The sequence below is a fragment of the Pedobacter alluvionis genome (assembly GCF_003664035.1).
GTDB lineage: Bacteria > Bacteroidota > Bacteroidia > Sphingobacteriales > Sphingobacteriaceae > Pedobacter > Pedobacter alluvionis.
Window position 1 is genome coordinate 477,918 of record NZ_RCCK01000011.1, and the last position, 18,395, is coordinate 496,312.

The window sequence follows — 18,395 nt, forward strand, 5'->3', positions numbered from 1 at the left end:
CCAATAATCAGTTTCCAGTGATCTATAATCGAAACTAAGTGAGAGTTTGAAGCTAGGCGTTTGGCGTATAATTAACGAATGAACCGATGAATTTAAAATTGTTCCAAAATATCTTGATCCGATTTATAGGTTTGGACAATTACTTTCGGAATCGTTAAGTTATGCTTTTGATAGAGTATTGCCCAAAACCCGACATCATTCTTTTTAGGATATCTCTTTAAATTACAAAAATATACTGAATTAAGTTGGGCACTCGGCGCAGGGAGCTTGGGGTCAGTTAGCCATGACCAACTAACAAAATTTATTCAACCATATTTTATTTTTTATTATTATCATTGTTATCTACCAAAACATATTTTAATGTCACCGAACAAAAGATTAGTAGTGGGCCAGGGCCAGATCAGTGGATATATTTCTATTTTTTTAGCTGTATTGGCCTTGTTGGGTATTCTCTGTTTTCATTATCCAGAGAAATTAACCACGCCAGAATTCCGTGAAATATACACGAAAAACAGCATGGAGGTTTTAATGCTTGGTGGTGTTATAGGCTGTTTCTTCTTTTCATTACTAAGCTTAATCCTCAGTAAAAAACTAAAATGGGCCTGGCCAGGCTTTGTGCTTGGCGCTTTTGCCGTAATATTCGGCGCTTTAAGTGTAGAAGGTAGAGATGTAGCCAAATCGAACTGGCATTTTGGCTTGGATTGGATGATTTTAGATCTTCTTTTAATGGTGGCTATTTTTGTACCCTTAGAATTATTCTTTCCAAAAAACAATGGACAAACCAAATTCCACGAAGAATGGCGTACCGATTTAACCTATTTTGTCATCAGCCATTTGTTCATACAATTTTTCGGTATCATTACGCAAAAGCCTGCCGTATTATTTTTTGGCTGGATGGGATTAGATAAATTGCATAGCTGGGTGCAGGGCCTCCCATTTATAGTGGCGCTGTTTTTAGCTTTTTTCAGTACCGATTTGTTTCAGTATTGGGCACATCGTTTCTTCCATACAAGGGTAGCTTTATGGCGTTTCCACTCCATACACCATTCTACACAGAATATGGATTGGCTGGCCGGAAGCCGTACCCATTTTATCGACATCTTTTTTACCAGGGCTATGACTTTCATCCCGCTTTATGTGCTGGGCTTTTCATCTACCGTTTTCAATGTGTACATTATATTTATTGCCATCCATGCGGTACTCATACATGCCAATACCAGGGTTAATTTTGGCCCATTAAAATACATATTCACTACCCCTCAATATCACCATTGGCACCACTGCGAAGACCCTAGATATTATGGACATAATTTCGCTTCAATATTCCCCTTTATTGATATGATATTCGGCACCTATCATTTACCAGGCAAAGAATGGCCAGCCGGAACAGGTGTACATGAAGCCTCTTATCCGAAAGGTTTTGTTAAACAATCTATTTATCCCTTTACTAAAAGTCCGTTTGATACCGATTTGAATATGGAAGAAAGAAGCGATAGATAAGGTAAATTGGTTTGAAAACTAACGCAGGTAAGGATCATATTGCATAAAGGTTTTTAGGAAAGCAATGTCTGCAAGTATTATCAACGTTAGTCGGGCTCTCCCGCTTAATCAAAACTGGTTGTGCTATTATTGAAGGTTTTGAACCCAAACTGATAACATTCCTGTCAGATGGCAACATCTGACAGCACGCTAAACGAGGGAATCGTATAACTATTTCTGCGCTCGTTTGGAAACGAGCGCAAACGAAACTGTCAGATGGTAACATCTGACAGCACCTGGCATACCCAACTTGGCATCTCTGTGTTTTTCTCTCCGTGGCCTCTGTGGTTAAAGAAGCTTAAATGGAACAAACGCCTTATTAAAACGTTATATTAGCGTTCCATCTTAGAATATGCAGAGCGAAACAGAAATTTTAATTATTGGTGGTGGACTGGCAGGTTTAACAGCCGCACTTCACCTGAATAAGGTGGGGTTAAAGGTTACATTGATCGAGAAAGATACTTATCCACACCATAAAGTTTGCGGCGAATATATTTCGAACGAGGTACTACCTTATTTTGAATGGCTCGGCCTGGATATCGAAAACCTTGCCCCTGCAATCATCAGCGACCTGCTTTTCACTTCAAACCTTGGTAAAAGTATACAAATAAAATTACCGCTCGGTGGTTTTGGTCTAAGCAGATATACCATCGATTATTATTTGTATACCGAACTAATGAGGAGAAAAGTAAACATCGTTCATGATCGCGTTGTAGAAATAAAATTCACCCATAATCAATTTACAGTAGAAACTGCTAACAACACTTTTGTTGCTGCTTATGTTATTGGCGCTTATGGAAAACGATCGGCCATCGACATTAAGCTAAACCGGAGTTTCATTAATAAACAATCACCCTATCTGGCAGTTAAAGCACATTACCAAGCCGATTTCCCGAATAACGTGGTTAGCCTGCATAATTTCGAAGGTGGTTATTGCGGCGTTTCAAAAGTTGAAAATGACCGGCTGAATATCTGTTATCTGGCCAATTACGAAAGTTTTAAAAAGCATAAAAACTTGCTTGCCTTCCAGGAAAACGTGCTCTATAAAAACAGGTATCTGAAATCTATTTTCGAAAATGCAACAAGTTTATTCGATGTTCCGTTAACCATCAGTCAGATTTCTTTTGAGGCTAAAGAACCTGTAAATAACCATATTTTAATGATTGGCGATACTGCCGGTTTGATTCATCCACTTTGTGGAAACGGCATGGCCATGGCCATTCATAGTGCCAAAATTGTTTCAGAACTTTTGCATAAAAGAATCGAAGGCCACATCAGTTCGCGTGAAGCACTGGAAAAAAATTACATCGCATATTGGAACAGGGAATTTAAAAGCCGCTTAAAAACGGGGAGAATGTTATCTTCCTTGCTGAGAAATCCTAAATTCGAAAGTTTAGCCATGAATGCATTGACTAAAATGCCCTTTCTGCTCCATAAAATAATTAAAAAAACACATGGCAAACCCATTACAACTTCATCATAAATGCCAGTAGATACCACATTTAGAAGCACAGCACCAGAAATTATGGATGATTTCGCCATGGAAGGTGAAATATTACGCGATGCATTAGACAAGATAGCCAGCATTAACCAACTCCTTGGTGGTAATAATGTTACGCTCGATGGAGTTAAAACTTTAATCAAGGGCAAACCATTTGATCAGGTTATACGTATTACCGATATCGGTTGTGGAAATGGAGATATGTTACGGACCCTGGCCGATTATGCAAAAAAACAAGGTTTACATTTTATTTTAAAAGGGATAGATGCCAATAAATTCACCATAAATCATGCAGAAAGTTTATCTGCAAACTACCCGAATATCACCTATGCCTGTAGCGATATTTTTGAGGATTTAACTAAAGATGAACCCTGCGACATTATGCTCTGCACATTGACGTTACATCATTTTAAAGATGAAGAAATTATTGATTTGCTAAACAATTTTAAACGATCGGCAAAAATGGGTATTGTGATAAACGACCTGCAAAGAAGTGCAGTAGCCTATTACCTGTTTAAAGCATTGTGTTATGTTTTCCGTTTAAATGATATGTCGAGAGAAGATGGTTTAGTGTCCATTCTGCGTGGGTTTAAAAGGGCAGATTTGCTTAAATACAGCAAACAATTAAAGCTAAAATCGAGTTCAATAAAATGGAAATGGGCTTTCCGCTACCAATGGATAATTAAAACAATATGAGCGTAACCGTAAAAGCAGTAAGTAAAGCCTTGCCCGAGTTTTGGAGGTCAACCGATGAAATTTTGCCGTTTCTGGATATTTGGCTAAAAGATCAGGACGATCGTTTTATCCGAAAAGTAAAAAAGATTTTTGAAAGCGCAGCAGTAGATAAAAGGTACTCGATCATGTCGCCCGAAGAGGTTTTTAGTGATTTAAGTTTTGAAGAGCGAAATAACATTTATGTAAGAGAAGGGATAAAGCTGGGTGCTAAATGTTTGGAAACTGCACTCGAAAAAGCCAATTGGAAAGCTCAGGATTTAGATTACATTATTACGGTAAGCTGTACGGGAATCATGATCCCTTCTTTAGATGCCTATCTGATCAACTTACTTAAGCTTCGCCAAGATATCGTGCGCCTGCCGGTTACCGAAATGGGTTGTGCAGCAGGTGTATCAGGCATGATTTACGCAAAGAATTTTCTAAAAGCCAATCCAGGCAAACGGGCAGCAGTTATTGCAGTAGAATCGCCAACGGCAACTTTTCAATTAAACGATTTTTCGATGGCCAACATTGTAAGTGCCGCAATATTTGGCGATGGGGCTGCCTGTGTACTGTTAAGTTCGAATGAAGATGATGGCGGACCAGAGATTTTGGCTGAAGAAATGTACCATTTTTATGATGCTGAAGAGATGATGGGATTTAAACTTACCAATACCGGGCTGCAAATGGTACTGGATGTGGCCGTTCCTGAAACCATTGCCAATCATTTCCCCAATATCATCCATCCATTTTTGGCAAAAAACGGATTTCAGATTAACGATATAGACCATTTGATCTTCCATCCGGGAGGAAAAAAGATTATCCAGATTGTTGAAGAATTATTTGGACAACTTGGTAAAAACATAGATGAAACAAAGGAAGTTTTAAGGCTCTATGGAAACATGAGCAGCGCAACAGTTCTCTATGTTTTAGAACGGATTATGGACAAAAAGCCAATGCCGGGAGAAAAAGGGCTGATGTTAAGCTTCGGCCCGGGATTTTCAGCACAACGCATACTTTTACAATGGTAACCATTCAATAATTCAATCAATCATTCAACTATGAATCCACAAGAAATATTAGATAAACTGCCTTACGGTAAATCTTTTCTTTTTGTTGATGAGTTATTGCACGTTGATGAAAATGGAGCAAAAGGTACTTATACTTATGCTAAGGATCTACCATTTTACGAAGGTCATTTTAAAAACCGTCCTCTTACCCCCGCAGTAATCCTTACCGAAACCATGGCACAGATTGGTTTGGTTTGTTTAGGCATCTACCTGTTAAAAAACATGGAAACTGATCAAAACATAGCCATTGCCATGACATCAAATGCTATCGATTTTTTAAAACCGGTAACACCGGAAGAAAAAGTTACCGTAACGAGCGAGAAAATATATTTCAGGTTTAATAAACTGAGTTGCAAGGTAAAAATGGAAAATGCAGCAGGCGAGATGGTTTGCAAAGGAAATATTTCCGGAATGTTAATTTCGAAAGAAAATGAATAACAGAGTTGTAATTACAGGTTTAGGCGTATGCTCACCTAATGGCGTTACCCTGGCTGAGTTTTCTGACACCATAAAAAAAGGACTCTCCGGGGTCAGTCATCAGCCCGATTTGGAAGCCTTAAACTTCTCTTGCCAGATAGCAGGCAAACCAGTACTTAGCGACGAGCGCATCAACGAATATTTTACACCACTTGAATTACGAAACTTAAATAGTACCGGAATTATATATGGTGTTATTGCCGGACTGGATGCCTGGAAGGATGCGGGTTTGAACATCGAGAACAATGACGAACCCGACTGGGATAGCGGTACCATTTTCGGAACCGGCACATCCGGGATAGATAAATTTAGATGGGCAATTAACAAGATAGATGCGCTTGAAATTAAAAAACTGGGCAGTTCAGTCGTAATACAAACCATGGCCAGCGGCGTAAGCGCTTTTATTAGTGGGAAACTTGGCTTAGGAAACCAGGTAAGCACCAATTCATCTGCCTGCGCAACAGGAGTCGAAAGTATATTGCTGGCTTATGAAAGAATTAAAACCGGTCAGGCCACAAGGATGTTAGCAGGGAGCACCAGCGACAGTGGCCCTTATATTTGGGGTGGTTTTGATGCCATGAAGGTTTGCACTTTTAAACATAACCACGAACCGGAAAAAGGTAGCCGTCCAATGAGTGCAACAGCAAGTGGCTTTGTACCTGGAAGCGGTGCAGGTGCTTTGGTATTAGAATCGCTCGAAAGTGCAATGGCAAGAAAAGCCAGAATTTATGGCGAGGTACTTGGCGGACATATCAATTCTGGTGGTCAGCGGGGTTTAGGCACCATGACAGCCCCTAACCCCATTGCAGTACAGCGTTGCATAAAGGCTGCTTTACAAAATGCAGGTATAGAAGCACACGAAATAGATGTAATTAACGGCCACCTTACCGCAACAACTAAAGATGCGCTCGAAATAGAAAACTGGAAAACGGCCCTGCAATTACCCACTGATGATTTTCCATACATCAATTCTTTGAAAAGTATGATTGGTCATTGTATTGCAGCGTCAGGGAGTATAGAATGTGTTGCGTCAATACTAGAACTTTCGGAGGGTTTTATATTTCCCAATATTAATTGCGAAGACTTAAACCCTGAAATTACGGCTTTAATTGATGCGAAATGCATTCCACAAACAGTAATTCATCAACCATTTAATATCTTAGCTAAAGCAAGTTTTGGTTTTGGCGATATTAATGCCTGCATTATTTTTAAAAAATACACCCATGAATAAAGAAGAGATCATCGAAGCCTTAAAAACAATTGTTCAGCCTTACAGCGAAGAGTCAACAGCATTGACACAGATTGACGAAAACACCGATTTTATTAATGATTTGAAAATAAATTCGGCTAACCTGGTTGATATTGTCCTGGATATTGAAGAGAAATTTAACATCGAAATAGACAATGATTCGATGGCTAAAATGCTCAACGTAAAAGCCACAACCGAAATTATTGCCCAGAAGCTTGAAGCACATGCTGGGTAACGACATCGTTGATCTGGACCTGGCTAAAATCCAAAGTAACTGGAGGCGTAAAAACTACCTCAATAAAATTTTCACAGCGGAAGAACAGCTATTGATTACTTCAGCAGAAAAACCCGATGAAGTGGTATGGCTGTTGTGGAGCATGAAAGAATCGGCCTATAAAATTCATAACAGAAAAACAGGCATCCGGAATTTCGCCCCTAAAAGTTTAAACTGTACCGTTTATGCCAGCGCTAGTGAGATAAAAGGTAAGGTAAGCATTGATAACGATACTTACTTTACTAAAAGTGACATTCAGTTACAATATATTCATACCATTGCTGCTCCTGTTTATAGCAGACTGGAAGAAATTAAAGTAGCCATTTACGAGTTACCAAATCATCCACATGATTATAAACGCACTAAACCAGGCTCAATTAGTCACCATGGACAATATTTGGCTTTAGTATATTAATAAGCTTATGTTTTAAAGGTTAAAAAGACTGACCTGATAAACTAAAAGAGCTTATGAAATGATATTTGATGCTTAATTTTAAATTCGCTCAATTCATCACAACTCCCAGTTTGTTCGGGGTATTTTTCTAATCCACATTTATTAACATCAAAATTCCATTTATCTATATCTGCACCTATTTGACGGAATACAAATATTTCATCATTTGTTGAATAGGAATTTCTGCCAATTATTTGTTTTGCACTTATAGATCCAGAAAAGAGTTCATTATTTAGATAAGAATAATCATAAAATAAAAAATGCTTTTTATTTACATATTGTTCGTAATACCGGGATTGTTTCAATGAATTAGTTTTTTTATCCAAAATCCATAGGTAAGAAACCAAAAGCTTTTCATTGGCAGAAAGATTTCCTTTAATATTAATAACGGTATTAATACTATCAGATTTAATACTTTCTTCTGTAATATTTAACTTTACGAGCTCATAGAAATGATTTGGCAATAACCCCAAACGCAATTTAATTTGAGGATTACTCCCATAAGTTACCTTCGGACGGCTATTTGAATTAATCGGATTACAAGCGTAATCAATATTTAATTTTACTTTTTTACTGCTACCAGCGATAATAAGACCTTCTAAATCAGGACAGTTCAGGTTTAATAAGCCTTCGTTTAATAAGATAACCTTTTCGTTATTCCGAACAACAGACTGCCTCAAAAAAACCTTCGCGTTGAAAGCATTTGGATTTAATTGCAGAAAGGATACGCTCAACAATGAATCAATTGTTTTTCGTTTGTTAAAACTTATTTGAACATCATCCAATTGGAATGTCTTTGCTGTTAAAACGATATTTTTCTGCAAGGAATCAGTTAAAACAACAGCGGAAGTTTCATAAAAAGGAAAAGTTACCTCCAATGTATCACCAAATTTGGCACTGGCTTCAAAATAACCAGATGCATCACAATTGCCAACATGTTTGCCGGAAATTATTATTGAGGCACCTATTAAAGGTTCTTTACCATCAAAAACATACCCTGTAAGGTAAAATGACTGTGCATCAACATTAACAGAAAATAGAAAAAACAAAATCGCTAAAAAAACATTTTTAGCGTTACATATATAGTTAAACATAAGATGGTTGTAAGTGAAGTAAAAGAGCAGGTATTTGCCCTGCTCTTTTCGTTTAATTATTTTCCATGTGCTCCATCTGAGCCTAAGGTAAGTCCAATATTATCCTGTAACCAATGATAAGCGTCATCCAAAGCATTACCAACTGCTTCAAATGCTCTGCTAAACCAGCTTCCACCATCAATTGACTTCATTTCTGTTAAAGATAATTCTTCAACCTCATATTTTTTAAGATTTTTCATATTGTATTTTTTAATTAGTTTTAGGCCTGCTATTTAGACCATCCGGTTTATATTTTAGTTATTTATAGGTTTGAGGTTGGATCGGCGCCTACCACATCGGTAACAATTTCATGCACTACATCCAAAACAAACTCTTTTATCGAATTCCACGCCCTGCCAATCCAGCTGCCTCCTTCAACAAGAGATATTTCTGAGAAGCTCATCTCCTGAACATTTAAGTTCTCTAGATTTAATTTTTTCACAATTTAGATTTTATTGATTTCACCTACTCGTTAAAGGCTTTTCGGTATACGCCTTTTTGTTGCAACGGTACTAAATTACTTTTGCTCACTATACAAAAAAAGGAGTGGATAATTTTGCTGATAAAAAAAACCAACATTTATATCCGTTAACTCCTGAGGCTTTAAAACCGTAAAATCGGCCCTAATATTTACTTCGAATGCCTGGGTATAATAATATGTTTGTAACTGTCGCGAGTATTCTATCGGAGCGCCCATTAATTTCAACTCATCTAATACCACGTATAGTCGCGAGGTAGAAATTGATAATCTTCTTGCTAAATTTTCAGGAGCACCTGTACGGCTTTCTTTTATCAATTTGTGAATGATCTTAATGCGATCGATGTATTCTAATAGTTTCATAGTACAGGCGGATGATTAAATGCTATCTCTTACAAATTCAAGTGAGGGTGTTATCAGACTTGGTAGGTCATCATCGCCAAATTGCTGTCTCCATAAATTAGCATAATACCCATTTGCCATCATCATTTCAGTATGGCTCCCCTCTTCTACAACCTTTCCTTTATCTAATACTATAATCTGATCAGCCTTTCTAATCGTAGGTAACCGATGCGCAATGATGATGATTGTTTTCTTTTGCATCCTTAGCAAATCGATTGTTCGCTGCACATACTGCTCTGAAGCTGAATCTAAAGAGGAAGTAGCTTCATCCAGAATTAAAATTTCAGGATTACGGTATAGTGCCCTCGCTATGGCGATCCGTTGTTTTTGTCCACCTGATAAAGAGGCACCGTTTTCACCTAAATAAGTCTGAAAACCTTCTGGCAAAGCTTCAATAAAATCGATAATCCCCAATTGTGTACAAATACTAATAATCTGTTGCATATCTGGCTCATAATCGCCAATGGCAATATTTTCGATTACATTTCCTGCAAAAAGATCAATTTTTTGTGGCACAACACTTAATAAATTTCTTAAAGAGGCATTGTTCAAATACTTAAGCGCATGATTACCAATAAAAATATTGCCTGATTGTATGGGATAAATATTTTGTAGCAAAGACATTAAGGTAGATTTACCGGATCCACTCTCCCCAACAATAGCGGTAAAACTTCCGGCCTTAATCATTAGATTTAGATCATCAAACACATTAACGCGACTCCCATATCTAAAGGCTACATGTTCAAATCTGATATCGCCCATTAATTCTTTGGTGAGGAAAACGCCAGATGAATTTTGTTCAATTTCCAAATCCATGATTTCAAACAAACGATCAGAGGCGATCATGGCATCTTGAATAGATTTGTTTGCTCCAATTAAGGAAGTAGCAGGACCAGTAAAATAACCGATTAATGTATAGAAAGAGAATAATTCACCAGGGGTAATTTCGCCGTCTAAAACATAACCGGCACCCACCCAAAGTAAAACGATTGTAAGCATACGGGCAATAACCTCGGTTGATGTGCCAGAGAAAACAGAGTTTAATCCAGATTTATAAATTGTTCTGAGCAGACCTATAAAATGAGTCTCTGTTTTTTCATTTGTAAATCTTTCTAAGCCAAATCTTTTAATTGTGGCTACATTATTTAAACCCTCTACCAATTGCGATTCTAACTCGGCCGATCCCTCCATTAACCTGCGCTGCATTTTTTTGTTTAATTTATTGCTAATGAAATAAATCAATAAATACAATGGAATAACAGCCAACATCATTAAGGCCAGTTTCCAATAGTAACTGAACATTAAAATAAAAGAGAACACCACAATAAAGCCGTTTACCACCAGGTTAATGGAAACATCGTTTATAAAAGCCCTTATTTTAACCGCATCGTTAACCCTCGAAATAATTTCGCCCACCCTCATGGTATCGAAAAATTGTTGAGGCAGTTTTAAGAGATGTTTATAGTAACCCAAGATCAAGCGGGCATCTATCTGTTGCCCCGTACGGATGGTAAAAATAGTTTTAGCGGTGCCTATAAACAATTGCAGCGCTAAAATGGCTACCATCATTAAGCTCATTAAATTAAGCAGGTTCCGGTTACCTTCTACCAAAACATGATCAGTTATTTTTTGAACAAAAACAGAGGTAGATAGCCCAAGTATGGTATAAATCAAAGCACCAAAAAGTGCCTGTGTTACAATGCTTTTATGTGGTTTAATCAGGTTCCAAAAACGGCTTTTAGTATCAACCTTTTCATTGCCTTGTTTAAAGCCTTCATCAGGCAATAACAGCACCAGTACACCTGTCCATTCGCTTGTAAATTCATCAATGGTTTTGCGGTCTATTTTTCCATCGCCGGGATCCATTACTTCGACGTATTTATCCGTTACCTTATAAATAACCACATAATGCTGCAATTGCTTATTTACTACTACATGAGCAATTGCCGGTAGTGGAATTTTAGAAAGACTATCTAAATTGCCCCTTACCCCTTTTGCTTCAAAACCCAGTTTATTTGCCGCTTCTATCAAACCTAAAACATTGGTTCCTTTTTGATCAGTGCTGGCCAATTGGCGGATCCGCGCAACAGGCATTTTCAATTTATAAAATGCAGCTATAGATGCCAAACACGCAGCACCACAATCGGTAATATCGCGTTGTTTTATTAGTGTAGGCATTAGAGGTGAGATGTAAGATGTAAGAATGGAGATATGAAATTTGAATTTTTTCTGCTTTAGTCTTTTAGCTTTTAGCTCCATTCGGGTTTAACCAATCATCAACTTTATCATAAAGCAATTGATATAGGTTTCGTTTGGCAATAGTAAAGTGTGCATTAAAGGTCATACCTTTTTTTACCTGGCCTTTATAACCGTTTTTTAATTTCAAATAATCCCTATCCAATTTACACTTCACTTTAAAATAAGGACTCTGGTTAATCAATATAATATCGTCTGAAATATCGGCTACTATACCAGCAAGCAAACCCCATTGGTTATAGTTAAAAGCATCGATCTGAAACCTGACGGTTTGCCCGGTTTTAATTAAACCGATATCTGAAGGTTTAACATAGCAAATGGCAAGTAAAGCACTATCTGGCGATATTTCGCCTATTTTCTGATTGGCAGAAATGAAAGAACCCAATTGTAAGCCCGACAGATTTTGTACCGTGCCAGAAATCCCTGCAGTTAAGTGATATAGTTTCTCCTGCTCGGTAAGCTGGATCTTCTGACTATCCAGATCTTTGAGTTCTTTTCTATATTGATTCGATTCGGTTTGCCACTGTGTTTTATATTTCCTGGCAACCATTTTAAAATCGGAAAGTGCCTGTTCGTAATTAAATTTATATTGCTCATACTCTGCTTCGGTAACTACCCTCTTACTGAAAAGAATCTCATACCTTTTATAAATTTTGTAGGCCTGTTCGCGCGCATTTAATGCATTTTGAATCTGCTCTGCGTATTGTTGCCAGCTTGCGGCATACAGGCCGGTCTGCAATGCAGGTTGCCCGGCATTGCTTAAATCGACCAATTTTAAGAGAAGGAGCGCATCATTTAATAAATCTTTTAATTCCCGCGAGCGGGTATTCAAAATCACGTTTTGTGTTTCGGGTACGGTAGGATCAATATTTAAAAGGAGCTGTCCTTTTTTTATTTTTTTGTTATCGGTTAAATTAATCAAGGTAATTTTCCCGGCCACTGGCGCCAGCAGTTCTGCCCTTTCGATATTACTCTGCAAAGAACCATTCCCCTTAACGCTTACTGTGGTATAAATAAAAGGCAGGGCCGTAAAAGCGACAAGAATGAATAATATGGTGGCAGAATAAATAATTTGCGTACGTACCTTAGTATGGTGTAAAAAAATGATGGCGTTATCTTCGAAATTCGCATCTTCTGTAAAAGGCATAATCATCAATGGCTTGGTTAAGACCAAGTTTGTGATTATTATTTTATACCAGAAAAAAGATACACGAAAGGGGATATTGTAGGGATGAATCTGTTTTGATCTTTAGAAAATAAAAAAACCGATAGATGTACTAATTACATCTATCGGTTAACTACTTAAATACTATTTTAGAAATATTGCAATATTTAACAATTAATTACTTTTTTATACTAATGTTAAAGTCTTTAGCAAAACTCCGCCCAAAAGATTCAGTAATTTCGCCCAACACAAAAACAAGCAAAACAATAGCAATTACAGTAGATAGTGCTTTTGCATTTTTTTTAATAATATTATTCATATTGCCTAAAATTAAAACGTACTTTAAAAATTCTATTTTTTTTACAAAAATTCTTTCCTATAAGCTCTTCCTGCTGATTCTGCCACTTCTCCGGCTAGATAAACAAGTCCACCAATTGCTGCAAAAACCTGCCAAATTCCTCCAACTATATTTTTCTTTTCCACCAAAGTTAATTCTTTAACTTCTAATTTTTTAAAATCTACTTTCATTTTATATCTATTTTTTTTTATAAAGCATTACATTGACAGCCCTTTTCAAATTTCTCGATTAGGTAGGCAGAACCGGGTGCCATAAAATATAGCCAAATTGGAACATTACCCCCACTTATTTTATCCATCTCTTTAGTATCCATCTCCTGAACACCAAAATTGCTTAATTCTAATTTTTTCATTTCGTTTAATTTAAATTTTTGTTTCTTACTCTTTAAAGGCTTTTCAGGTTCCGCCTATGTTGGCCTAACATGAAACAAGTATCTAATTTTAAAATTCGACTCCGAAAAAAGATACACTAAAAGGGTTATTCTAGTGATGAAAAGGCTGGATTAAGAGAGTTGGTAATGAATTTCACCATGAAAACTAAAGCCTACCAGCAATGAATGATAGGGATTTACACACTTCATGAGCTAAATGCCGGTAATTTATTTCATACACGCATTAAACTCAATTGTAATTAATGGAAACATTCTAACCTTTATTAGTGGCTAACATAATATGCCGCCTTACCAATAAAATAACCACCTAAATAAGTTATTCCTATTAGGGCAAAAGCTAGAAAGATAAATAGCAAAAGGTTATTTTTCATAGGATTTTGAGATGAGTTGTTTTAATTAAATTTTGATTTCATGGCTTCCTACTTGTTTCAGATTCTGTCTACCTGAGCATAACATAAAACAAGTATCTAATTTTAGAATTTATAGAGCAAAAAAGATACACGAAATGGTGTATTGTAGGGATGAAAAGGCTTTTGATCTTTAAAATAAAAACCGATAGACGTATTGATAACATCTATCGGTTAACTATTTAAACGCTATTTTAAGGAAGAGTGATTAGAGGGATAGTGCAGCAACTGCATAATCTTTCCCATGTTCAAAACCAAACCTAAACAGCTCAAATGATAAATAAGTAAGAAGTACAAGAAATAACACAAACAGGTAAATCCTGTCTTCTTTTGTAATTGAATGATTCATAATATTAAATTTATGCTAGTTACCTATCTTACCAATTGTTGCATACAAAAACTTACTTAGCCGCAGCTACACCTGCATCCCAACCAAATTTAAACAGCTGGTAGCTTAATGCTGTAGCACCAACAACTAAACCTAATAATCCAAGTATGCCTCCATTTGTTTCAATAATTTCTTGCTCTGATAACTCTTTAAGATTATCAATTTTTATTGAATTCAATTTACTAATTTTATTTAAAGATTTCATAATATGTCAATTTTATTTGTTTAATTTTTTTAACCATGACTTTTAATAGCCTGCAGTGCTTTTTCATAAATGAAGCCCGAAATCCACCCAGTAATTGGAAGAGTAAGCAATCCTAGCATCCCTCCATTTTTTTCAACCATCTCTTTAGCATCCATCTCCTTAACATCAAATCTTTCTAATTCTAAGTTTTTCATTTCGTTTAATTTAAATTTTTGATTCTTACTCTTTTCAGGCTTTTCAGGTTCCGTCTATGTTGGCCTAGCATGAAACAAGTATCTAATTTTAAAATTCGACTCAGAAAAAAGATACACTAAAAGCCCTTTTATAAGGACAAAAAGAGATATAACATCAGAAATAGTTTAAATCAGTGCCAATAGATATTACATTTCCCTCAAGATAAGACAATACAAATATGTATTTTAAAATAGTTCATACTTTGTGGATAAATATCTACTATAATTGTAATTAAAACTATGAAAAAAATTATCTTCTACTTATTGCTCTTATTCCCGTTTTATAATTTACAAGCCCAGAACTGTAATTGCGGTGATAATTTTAATTATCTTACTAATAGAATAACAAAAAATTATGTTGGCTATGCCGATAAAGTAACGCCTGCAAATAGCCAACAGTTTAAAAAATTCACAGATAGTCTGCAACAGGTAGCCAATCAGGCCAACCAATACAAGTGTTTAAGTTTATGCCGGGAATGGTTAGATTTTTTCAAAGATAAACACATATCATTTGGGATGGATTTTGATAAATTGGATCCAGATTCTGTAAGAAGTTTTTTTGCTAATGAAGAAAAAAGCACTTGGACAGAGAGCACATTTAAATCCTATCTTGAACAAAATAAAGAAGCCCTGGATAGCATTGAAGGAATTTGGAGCGTTGGCATATATGAAGTTGGGATTGTTAAAGACAAAAAGTCCGATCAGTTTATAGGTTTTATACTAAAGGCAGACTCTGTAAGATGGATGCCTCAACAGATCAAATTTAGATTGGCAAAAAAGGATAATCAATATTAAACCATTTTCTTTGCTGGAGGGGATCATTCAGAGCAACACCCAATACTTTTGAAAACTAGAGATGTTTTAGATTTCGGAATATTCGGAAAGTGGATGAGGAGCCCCAAACTACTCCCTGCTACACTTAAAAAAGAAATTGACCTTTCGCCAAAATTTAAGGTTTTGGACCATGAAACCGCATTATTTGAAATGCCATCTTTTGGCAAACTAGAATATGTAGCCCCAACAGCTGCATTAATTAAAAAGAATGAAAACATATTAAAAAACACCAAACATTTAATTATCGATTTAAGAAATAATGGCGGTGGATCTGTTCTGGTATACGAAAAGTTAATGCCCTACCTTTATACCAACCCTATACTAAAAGAAGGCGGATATGTTCTGGCAACACCAGAAAACATTAAAGATAGCGGTTACGCTAAAGAATATCCCGAAACCTCTGACAGCATAAGAAACGTTTTTAAAAAATACCTGACCGAGTTAAAAGCTCACCAGGGAGAAATGTATAAGCTATATCCAATAGATACCATCAAGTTTAAAACTATTTCAAAAAACCCTGAACGTGTTTCATTTCTTGTTAATCGGGGTACGGGAAGCGCTGCTGAAATGTTTTTACTGGAAGCTAAACAAAGTAAAAAAGTGAAACTCTATGGTGAACATTCATCTGGAGCTGTAGACTACACTGAATTTGTTAAAGTAGAAATGCCATGTAAATTCTACACGCTTTATTACCCTACCTGTAAATCTTTAAGATTACCAGATTATCCCTTAGATAATATTGGTATCAAGCCTAATGTAACAATACCTGCCGATGTTACCGATTGGATTGATTTTGTAAAGAAGTATAAAACTAAATAACGGCTCTGTACTTAAGCCTTACAATCTATTGGTTTGATATATATAAACAGCCGTTTGGTGTATATTTTTTGGCTATCGCATTAAGAAATAACACCTTTAAGCACATTTATTTAACCATCTAACATTACAATTATGAAAAACAAAAAATTAGAAAAAAAGACTTTATTTGTTTTTAAGAAGAACAACTTGACCAATTTGACGAAAGAGCAAATGACGAGAATTAATGGAGGTGGTCCTACTGGCGGCAATGATCCTTCAGCAGGAGTAACTTGCCCAGAAAGAACAGTAAACCAAACAGTTAGCGAATAGGGGTGCTAAAAACAACTTAGAGCTGGGTTATATTTCCCATTTACTACCTATTTAATATCTTCCTATTTATTAATAATGAAATATATAGTTTGTTTTCTTTGCTTATTTTTATTTACTCTTAATTTAAGTGCCCAAAATTGTAACTGTGATGATAATTTTCGCTTCTTAGCAGAAAAAATCAAAAAAAATTATATTGGTTATCCTGATAAGGTAAATTCTTCAAATCAGTTACAATTTCAAAAATTCACTGATAGTTTACAACACATTGCTTCTGTTTCTAATCCTTATAGGTGTTTAAGCTTAATTAGAGAATGGTTAGATTTTTTCAAAGATAAACACATATCATTTGGGATGGAATTTGATAAATTGGATCCAGCTTCTGTAAGAAGTTTTTTTGCTAATGAAGAAAAAACAACTTGGACAGAAAAGCGTTTTAAATCTTACTTGCAAGAAAATAATAAAACTCTAGATAGTATAGAAGGAATTTGGAATTATGGGATGTATGAAATTGGAGTTGTTAAAGATAACACCAAAAAAAATATTGAATTTATTGGTTTTGTGATAAAAGCAGATAGCGTACGATGGATACCACAACAAATAAAATTTAAAATCGCGAAGACTGACAATCAGTATAAAACTATTTACTACAGCGCGGGTGATCATTCGGTTAATTACCCAGCTTTAATTAAACAGAATGACGTACTAGATTTTGGTTTTTTAGGAAAATGGGTAAGAGGAGAAAGAAAAGCTAAAACTATCCCCCCTGCTGCATACATTGAACCTGATTTAATGGCCAGTTTAAAAAAATTAGATGACCAAACAATTCTCCTTTCACTTCCTTCTTTCAATTCAAAGTATAAAACAAGAATAGATAGTTTAATCGAGAGAAATAAAGATAATTTAGCTAATACTAAACATCTAATTATTGATGTTCGTAACAATTCTGGAGGAACAACGGGTTGTTTTGAAAAAATAATACCTTATTTATATACTAACCCCATACATATTGATGGTGGTATCGTATTAGCTACAGATGACAATATTCGTGATTGTTATGAAAAAGATTATCCATATGCATCAGCAGCTTCAAAAAAAGAATTAAAAAAGAGTGCAAAAAAATTGAGAGCTAATTTAAATAAATTTTACCCACTTTATAAATCCAGTACACTGAAACTATCGAAAACATTAAAAAATCCCGAACGTGTTTCAATTCTAATTAACGGGAATACAGCAAGCAGTGGAGAATTATTTATTTTAAGAGCAGAACAAAGTAAAAAAGTAACTTTATTTGGACAAAATACTGCTGGAAGCGTTGATTATGGCGAAATGGTAATCACTCATCCTCCTTGTAGCTTTTTCACTCTTGTTTATCCAGTAGCAAAATCACTACACGCCATAAAACGACCATTAGATAATATAGGAATAACTCCAAATGTAATTATTCCTAATCAAGAAGTTGATTGGGTCGACTATGTAAAAAACTATAAAAGTAACTAATGATAAAGCATAACTATAGAGTAGTTACATATCACTTAATATTTTGGGTGATTTATATATTACTAAATAATATTTTGACGTATGCTCAAGATCCTAAAAGCTATATTTTCAATATTGGAGACATTTTTATCTTTCAAATTCCGAATATTTGTACTGTATATTTATGCATATTAGCATGTAGAAAATATACCAACCCGCTAAAACCATTTCCCTTGTTCTTAGGAATCACTATTGTTTTCGCG

Annotated in this window: 24 protein-coding genes; 12 read left to right on the forward strand and 12 right to left on the reverse strand. The window is 35.6% G+C overall.

Translation table 11 applies throughout. The features are described 5' to 3' along the window. The first annotated feature begins 360 nt into the window (after window positions 1–360). The 8 genes from BCL90_RS09715 to BCL90_RS09750 all read left to right on the forward strand — a co-directional run bounded on the left by BCL90_RS09715 (window position 361) and on the right by BCL90_RS09750 (window position 7,239). Window positions 361–1,500: a sterol desaturase family protein gene (locus tag BCL90_RS09715; protein WP_121283814.1), complete on the forward strand. Its 1,140-nt coding sequence runs from the start codon at window positions 361–363 to the stop codon at window positions 1,498–1,500. 391 nt (window positions 1,501–1,891) lie between these two features. After that, window positions 1,892–3,022, forward strand: coding sequence for an NAD(P)/FAD-dependent oxidoreductase (locus BCL90_RS09720; RefSeq protein ID WP_121283815.1), 1,131 nt, complete (start codon window positions 1,892–1,894; stop codon window positions 3,020–3,022). Next, entirely contained in the window at window positions 3,023–3,736 is a 714-nt protein-coding gene (locus BCL90_RS09725; RefSeq protein ID WP_121283816.1) for a methyltransferase domain-containing protein, read from the forward strand. Further along, window positions 3,733–4,785, forward strand: a complete 1,053-nt coding sequence (locus tag BCL90_RS09730; RefSeq protein WP_121283817.1) for a type III polyketide synthase — start codon at window positions 3,733–3,735, stop codon at window positions 4,783–4,785. The genes BCL90_RS09725 and BCL90_RS09730 overlap by 4 nt, the downstream gene beginning before the upstream one ends. 30 nt (window positions 4,786–4,815) lie before the next feature. Continuing rightward, window positions 4,816–5,262, forward strand: a complete 447-nt coding sequence (locus BCL90_RS09735; protein ID WP_121283818.1) for a 3-hydroxyacyl-ACP dehydratase FabZ family protein — start codon at window positions 4,816–4,818, stop codon at window positions 5,260–5,262. Beyond that, window positions 5,255–6,532, forward strand: coding sequence for a beta-ketoacyl-[acyl-carrier-protein] synthase family protein (locus BCL90_RS09740; RefSeq protein WP_121283819.1), 1,278 nt, complete (start codon window positions 5,255–5,257; stop codon window positions 6,530–6,532). The genes BCL90_RS09735 and BCL90_RS09740 overlap by 8 nt, the downstream gene beginning before the upstream one ends. Continuing rightward, a complete protein-coding gene (locus tag BCL90_RS09745) occupies window positions 6,525–6,785 on the forward strand; it encodes an acyl carrier protein (RefSeq protein ID WP_121284585.1) in 261 nt (86 codons plus the stop codon). Before BCL90_RS09740 ends, BCL90_RS09745 begins: the two co-directional genes overlap by 8 nt. Then, window positions 6,775–7,239, forward strand: coding sequence for a 4'-phosphopantetheinyl transferase family protein (locus BCL90_RS09750; RefSeq protein WP_121283820.1), 465 nt, complete (start codon window positions 6,775–6,777; stop codon window positions 7,237–7,239). The genes BCL90_RS09745 and BCL90_RS09750 overlap by 11 nt, the downstream gene beginning before the upstream one ends. Window positions 7,240–7,280: 41 nt before the next feature. On the opposite strand, the gene BCL90_RS09755 is transcribed toward BCL90_RS09750, so the two are convergent. The 12 genes from BCL90_RS09755 to BCL90_RS25670 all read right to left on the reverse strand — a co-directional run bounded on the left by BCL90_RS09755 (window position 7,281) and on the right by BCL90_RS25670 (window position 14,655). Further along, on the reverse strand, window positions 7,281–8,372 hold the full coding sequence (locus BCL90_RS09755; protein WP_121283821.1) for a peptidase associated/transthyretin-like domain-containing protein: 1,092 nt from the start codon (window positions 8,370–8,372) through the stop codon (window positions 7,281–7,283). A gap of 56 nt (window positions 8,373–8,428) precedes the next feature. Next, window positions 8,429–8,611 (reverse strand): hypothetical protein, encoded by a 183-nt coding sequence (locus BCL90_RS09760; protein WP_121283822.1) that lies wholly within the window; start codon window positions 8,609–8,611, stop codon window positions 8,429–8,431. 62 nt (window positions 8,612–8,673) lie between these two features. Beyond that, complete coding sequence (locus BCL90_RS09765) at window positions 8,674–8,853, reverse strand: hypothetical protein (RefSeq protein WP_121283823.1); 180 nt, start codon at window positions 8,851–8,853, stop codon at window positions 8,674–8,676. Window positions 8,854–8,928: 75 nt separating this feature from the next. Next, complete coding sequence (locus tag BCL90_RS09770; protein ID WP_121283824.1) at window positions 8,929–9,252, reverse strand: helix-turn-helix domain-containing protein; 324 nt, start codon at window positions 9,250–9,252, stop codon at window positions 8,929–8,931. A gap of 15 nt (window positions 9,253–9,267) precedes the next feature. Continuing rightward, entirely contained in the window at window positions 9,268–11,469 is a 2,202-nt protein-coding gene (locus BCL90_RS09775; RefSeq protein ID WP_121284586.1) for a peptidase domain-containing ABC transporter, read from the reverse strand. A 64-nt stretch (window positions 11,470–11,533) separates the two neighbouring features. Then, window positions 11,534–12,694 carry an HlyD family secretion protein gene (locus BCL90_RS09780; RefSeq protein ID WP_166792120.1) on the reverse strand — a complete coding sequence of 387 codons (1,161 nt, stop codon included), beginning with the start codon at window positions 12,692–12,694 and terminating at the stop codon, window positions 11,534–11,536. A gap of 196 nt (window positions 12,695–12,890) precedes the next feature. Continuing rightward, entirely contained in the window at window positions 12,891–13,031 is a 141-nt protein-coding gene (locus BCL90_RS25650) for a hypothetical protein (RefSeq protein WP_166792119.1), read from the reverse strand. A gap of 41 nt (window positions 13,032–13,072) precedes the next feature. Further along, on the reverse strand, window positions 13,073–13,240 hold the full coding sequence (locus BCL90_RS25655) for a hypothetical protein (RefSeq protein WP_166792118.1): 168 nt from the start codon (window positions 13,238–13,240) through the stop codon (window positions 13,073–13,075). A 17-nt stretch (window positions 13,241–13,257) separates the two neighbouring features. Beyond that, a complete protein-coding gene (locus tag BCL90_RS25660; protein WP_166792117.1) occupies window positions 13,258–13,422 on the reverse strand; it encodes a hypothetical protein in 165 nt (54 codons plus the stop codon). A gap of 654 nt (window positions 13,423–14,076) precedes the next feature. Continuing rightward, entirely contained in the window at window positions 14,077–14,217 is a 141-nt protein-coding gene (locus tag BCL90_RS25665) for a hypothetical protein (RefSeq protein WP_166792116.1), read from the reverse strand. A 52-nt stretch (window positions 14,218–14,269) separates the two neighbouring features. Next, window positions 14,270–14,461 carry a hypothetical protein gene (locus tag BCL90_RS09785; protein ID WP_121283826.1) on the reverse strand — a complete coding sequence of 64 codons (192 nt, stop codon included), beginning with the start codon at window positions 14,459–14,461 and terminating at the stop codon, window positions 14,270–14,272. A 29-nt stretch (window positions 14,462–14,490) separates the two neighbouring features. Then, complete coding sequence (locus tag BCL90_RS25670) at window positions 14,491–14,655, reverse strand: hypothetical protein (RefSeq protein ID WP_166792115.1); 165 nt, start codon at window positions 14,653–14,655, stop codon at window positions 14,491–14,493. A gap of 279 nt (window positions 14,656–14,934) precedes the next feature. Between BCL90_RS25670 and BCL90_RS09790 the strand changes: the two genes are divergently transcribed. The 4 genes from BCL90_RS09790 (at window position 14,935) to BCL90_RS09800 (ending at window position 18,153) form a co-directional block, all read left to right on the forward strand. Continuing rightward, window positions 14,935–15,489: a hypothetical protein gene (locus BCL90_RS09790; RefSeq protein WP_121283827.1), complete on the forward strand. Its 555-nt coding sequence runs from the start codon at window positions 14,935–14,937 to the stop codon at window positions 15,487–15,489. 48 nt (window positions 15,490–15,537) lie between these two features. Continuing rightward, window positions 15,538–16,347: a S41 family peptidase gene (locus BCL90_RS09795; RefSeq protein ID WP_121283828.1), complete on the forward strand. Its 810-nt coding sequence runs from the start codon at window positions 15,538–15,540 to the stop codon at window positions 16,345–16,347. Between the two features lie 132 nt (window positions 16,348–16,479). Further along, a complete protein-coding gene (locus tag BCL90_RS25675) occupies window positions 16,480–16,656 on the forward strand; it encodes a hypothetical protein (RefSeq protein ID WP_166792114.1) in 177 nt (58 codons plus the stop codon). Window positions 16,657–16,731: 75 nt separating this feature from the next. Beyond that, window positions 16,732–18,153, forward strand: a complete 1,422-nt coding sequence (locus BCL90_RS09800; RefSeq protein ID WP_121283829.1) for a S41 family peptidase — start codon at window positions 16,732–16,734, stop codon at window positions 18,151–18,153. The last annotated feature ends 242 nt before the right edge of the window (window positions 18,154–18,395 follow it).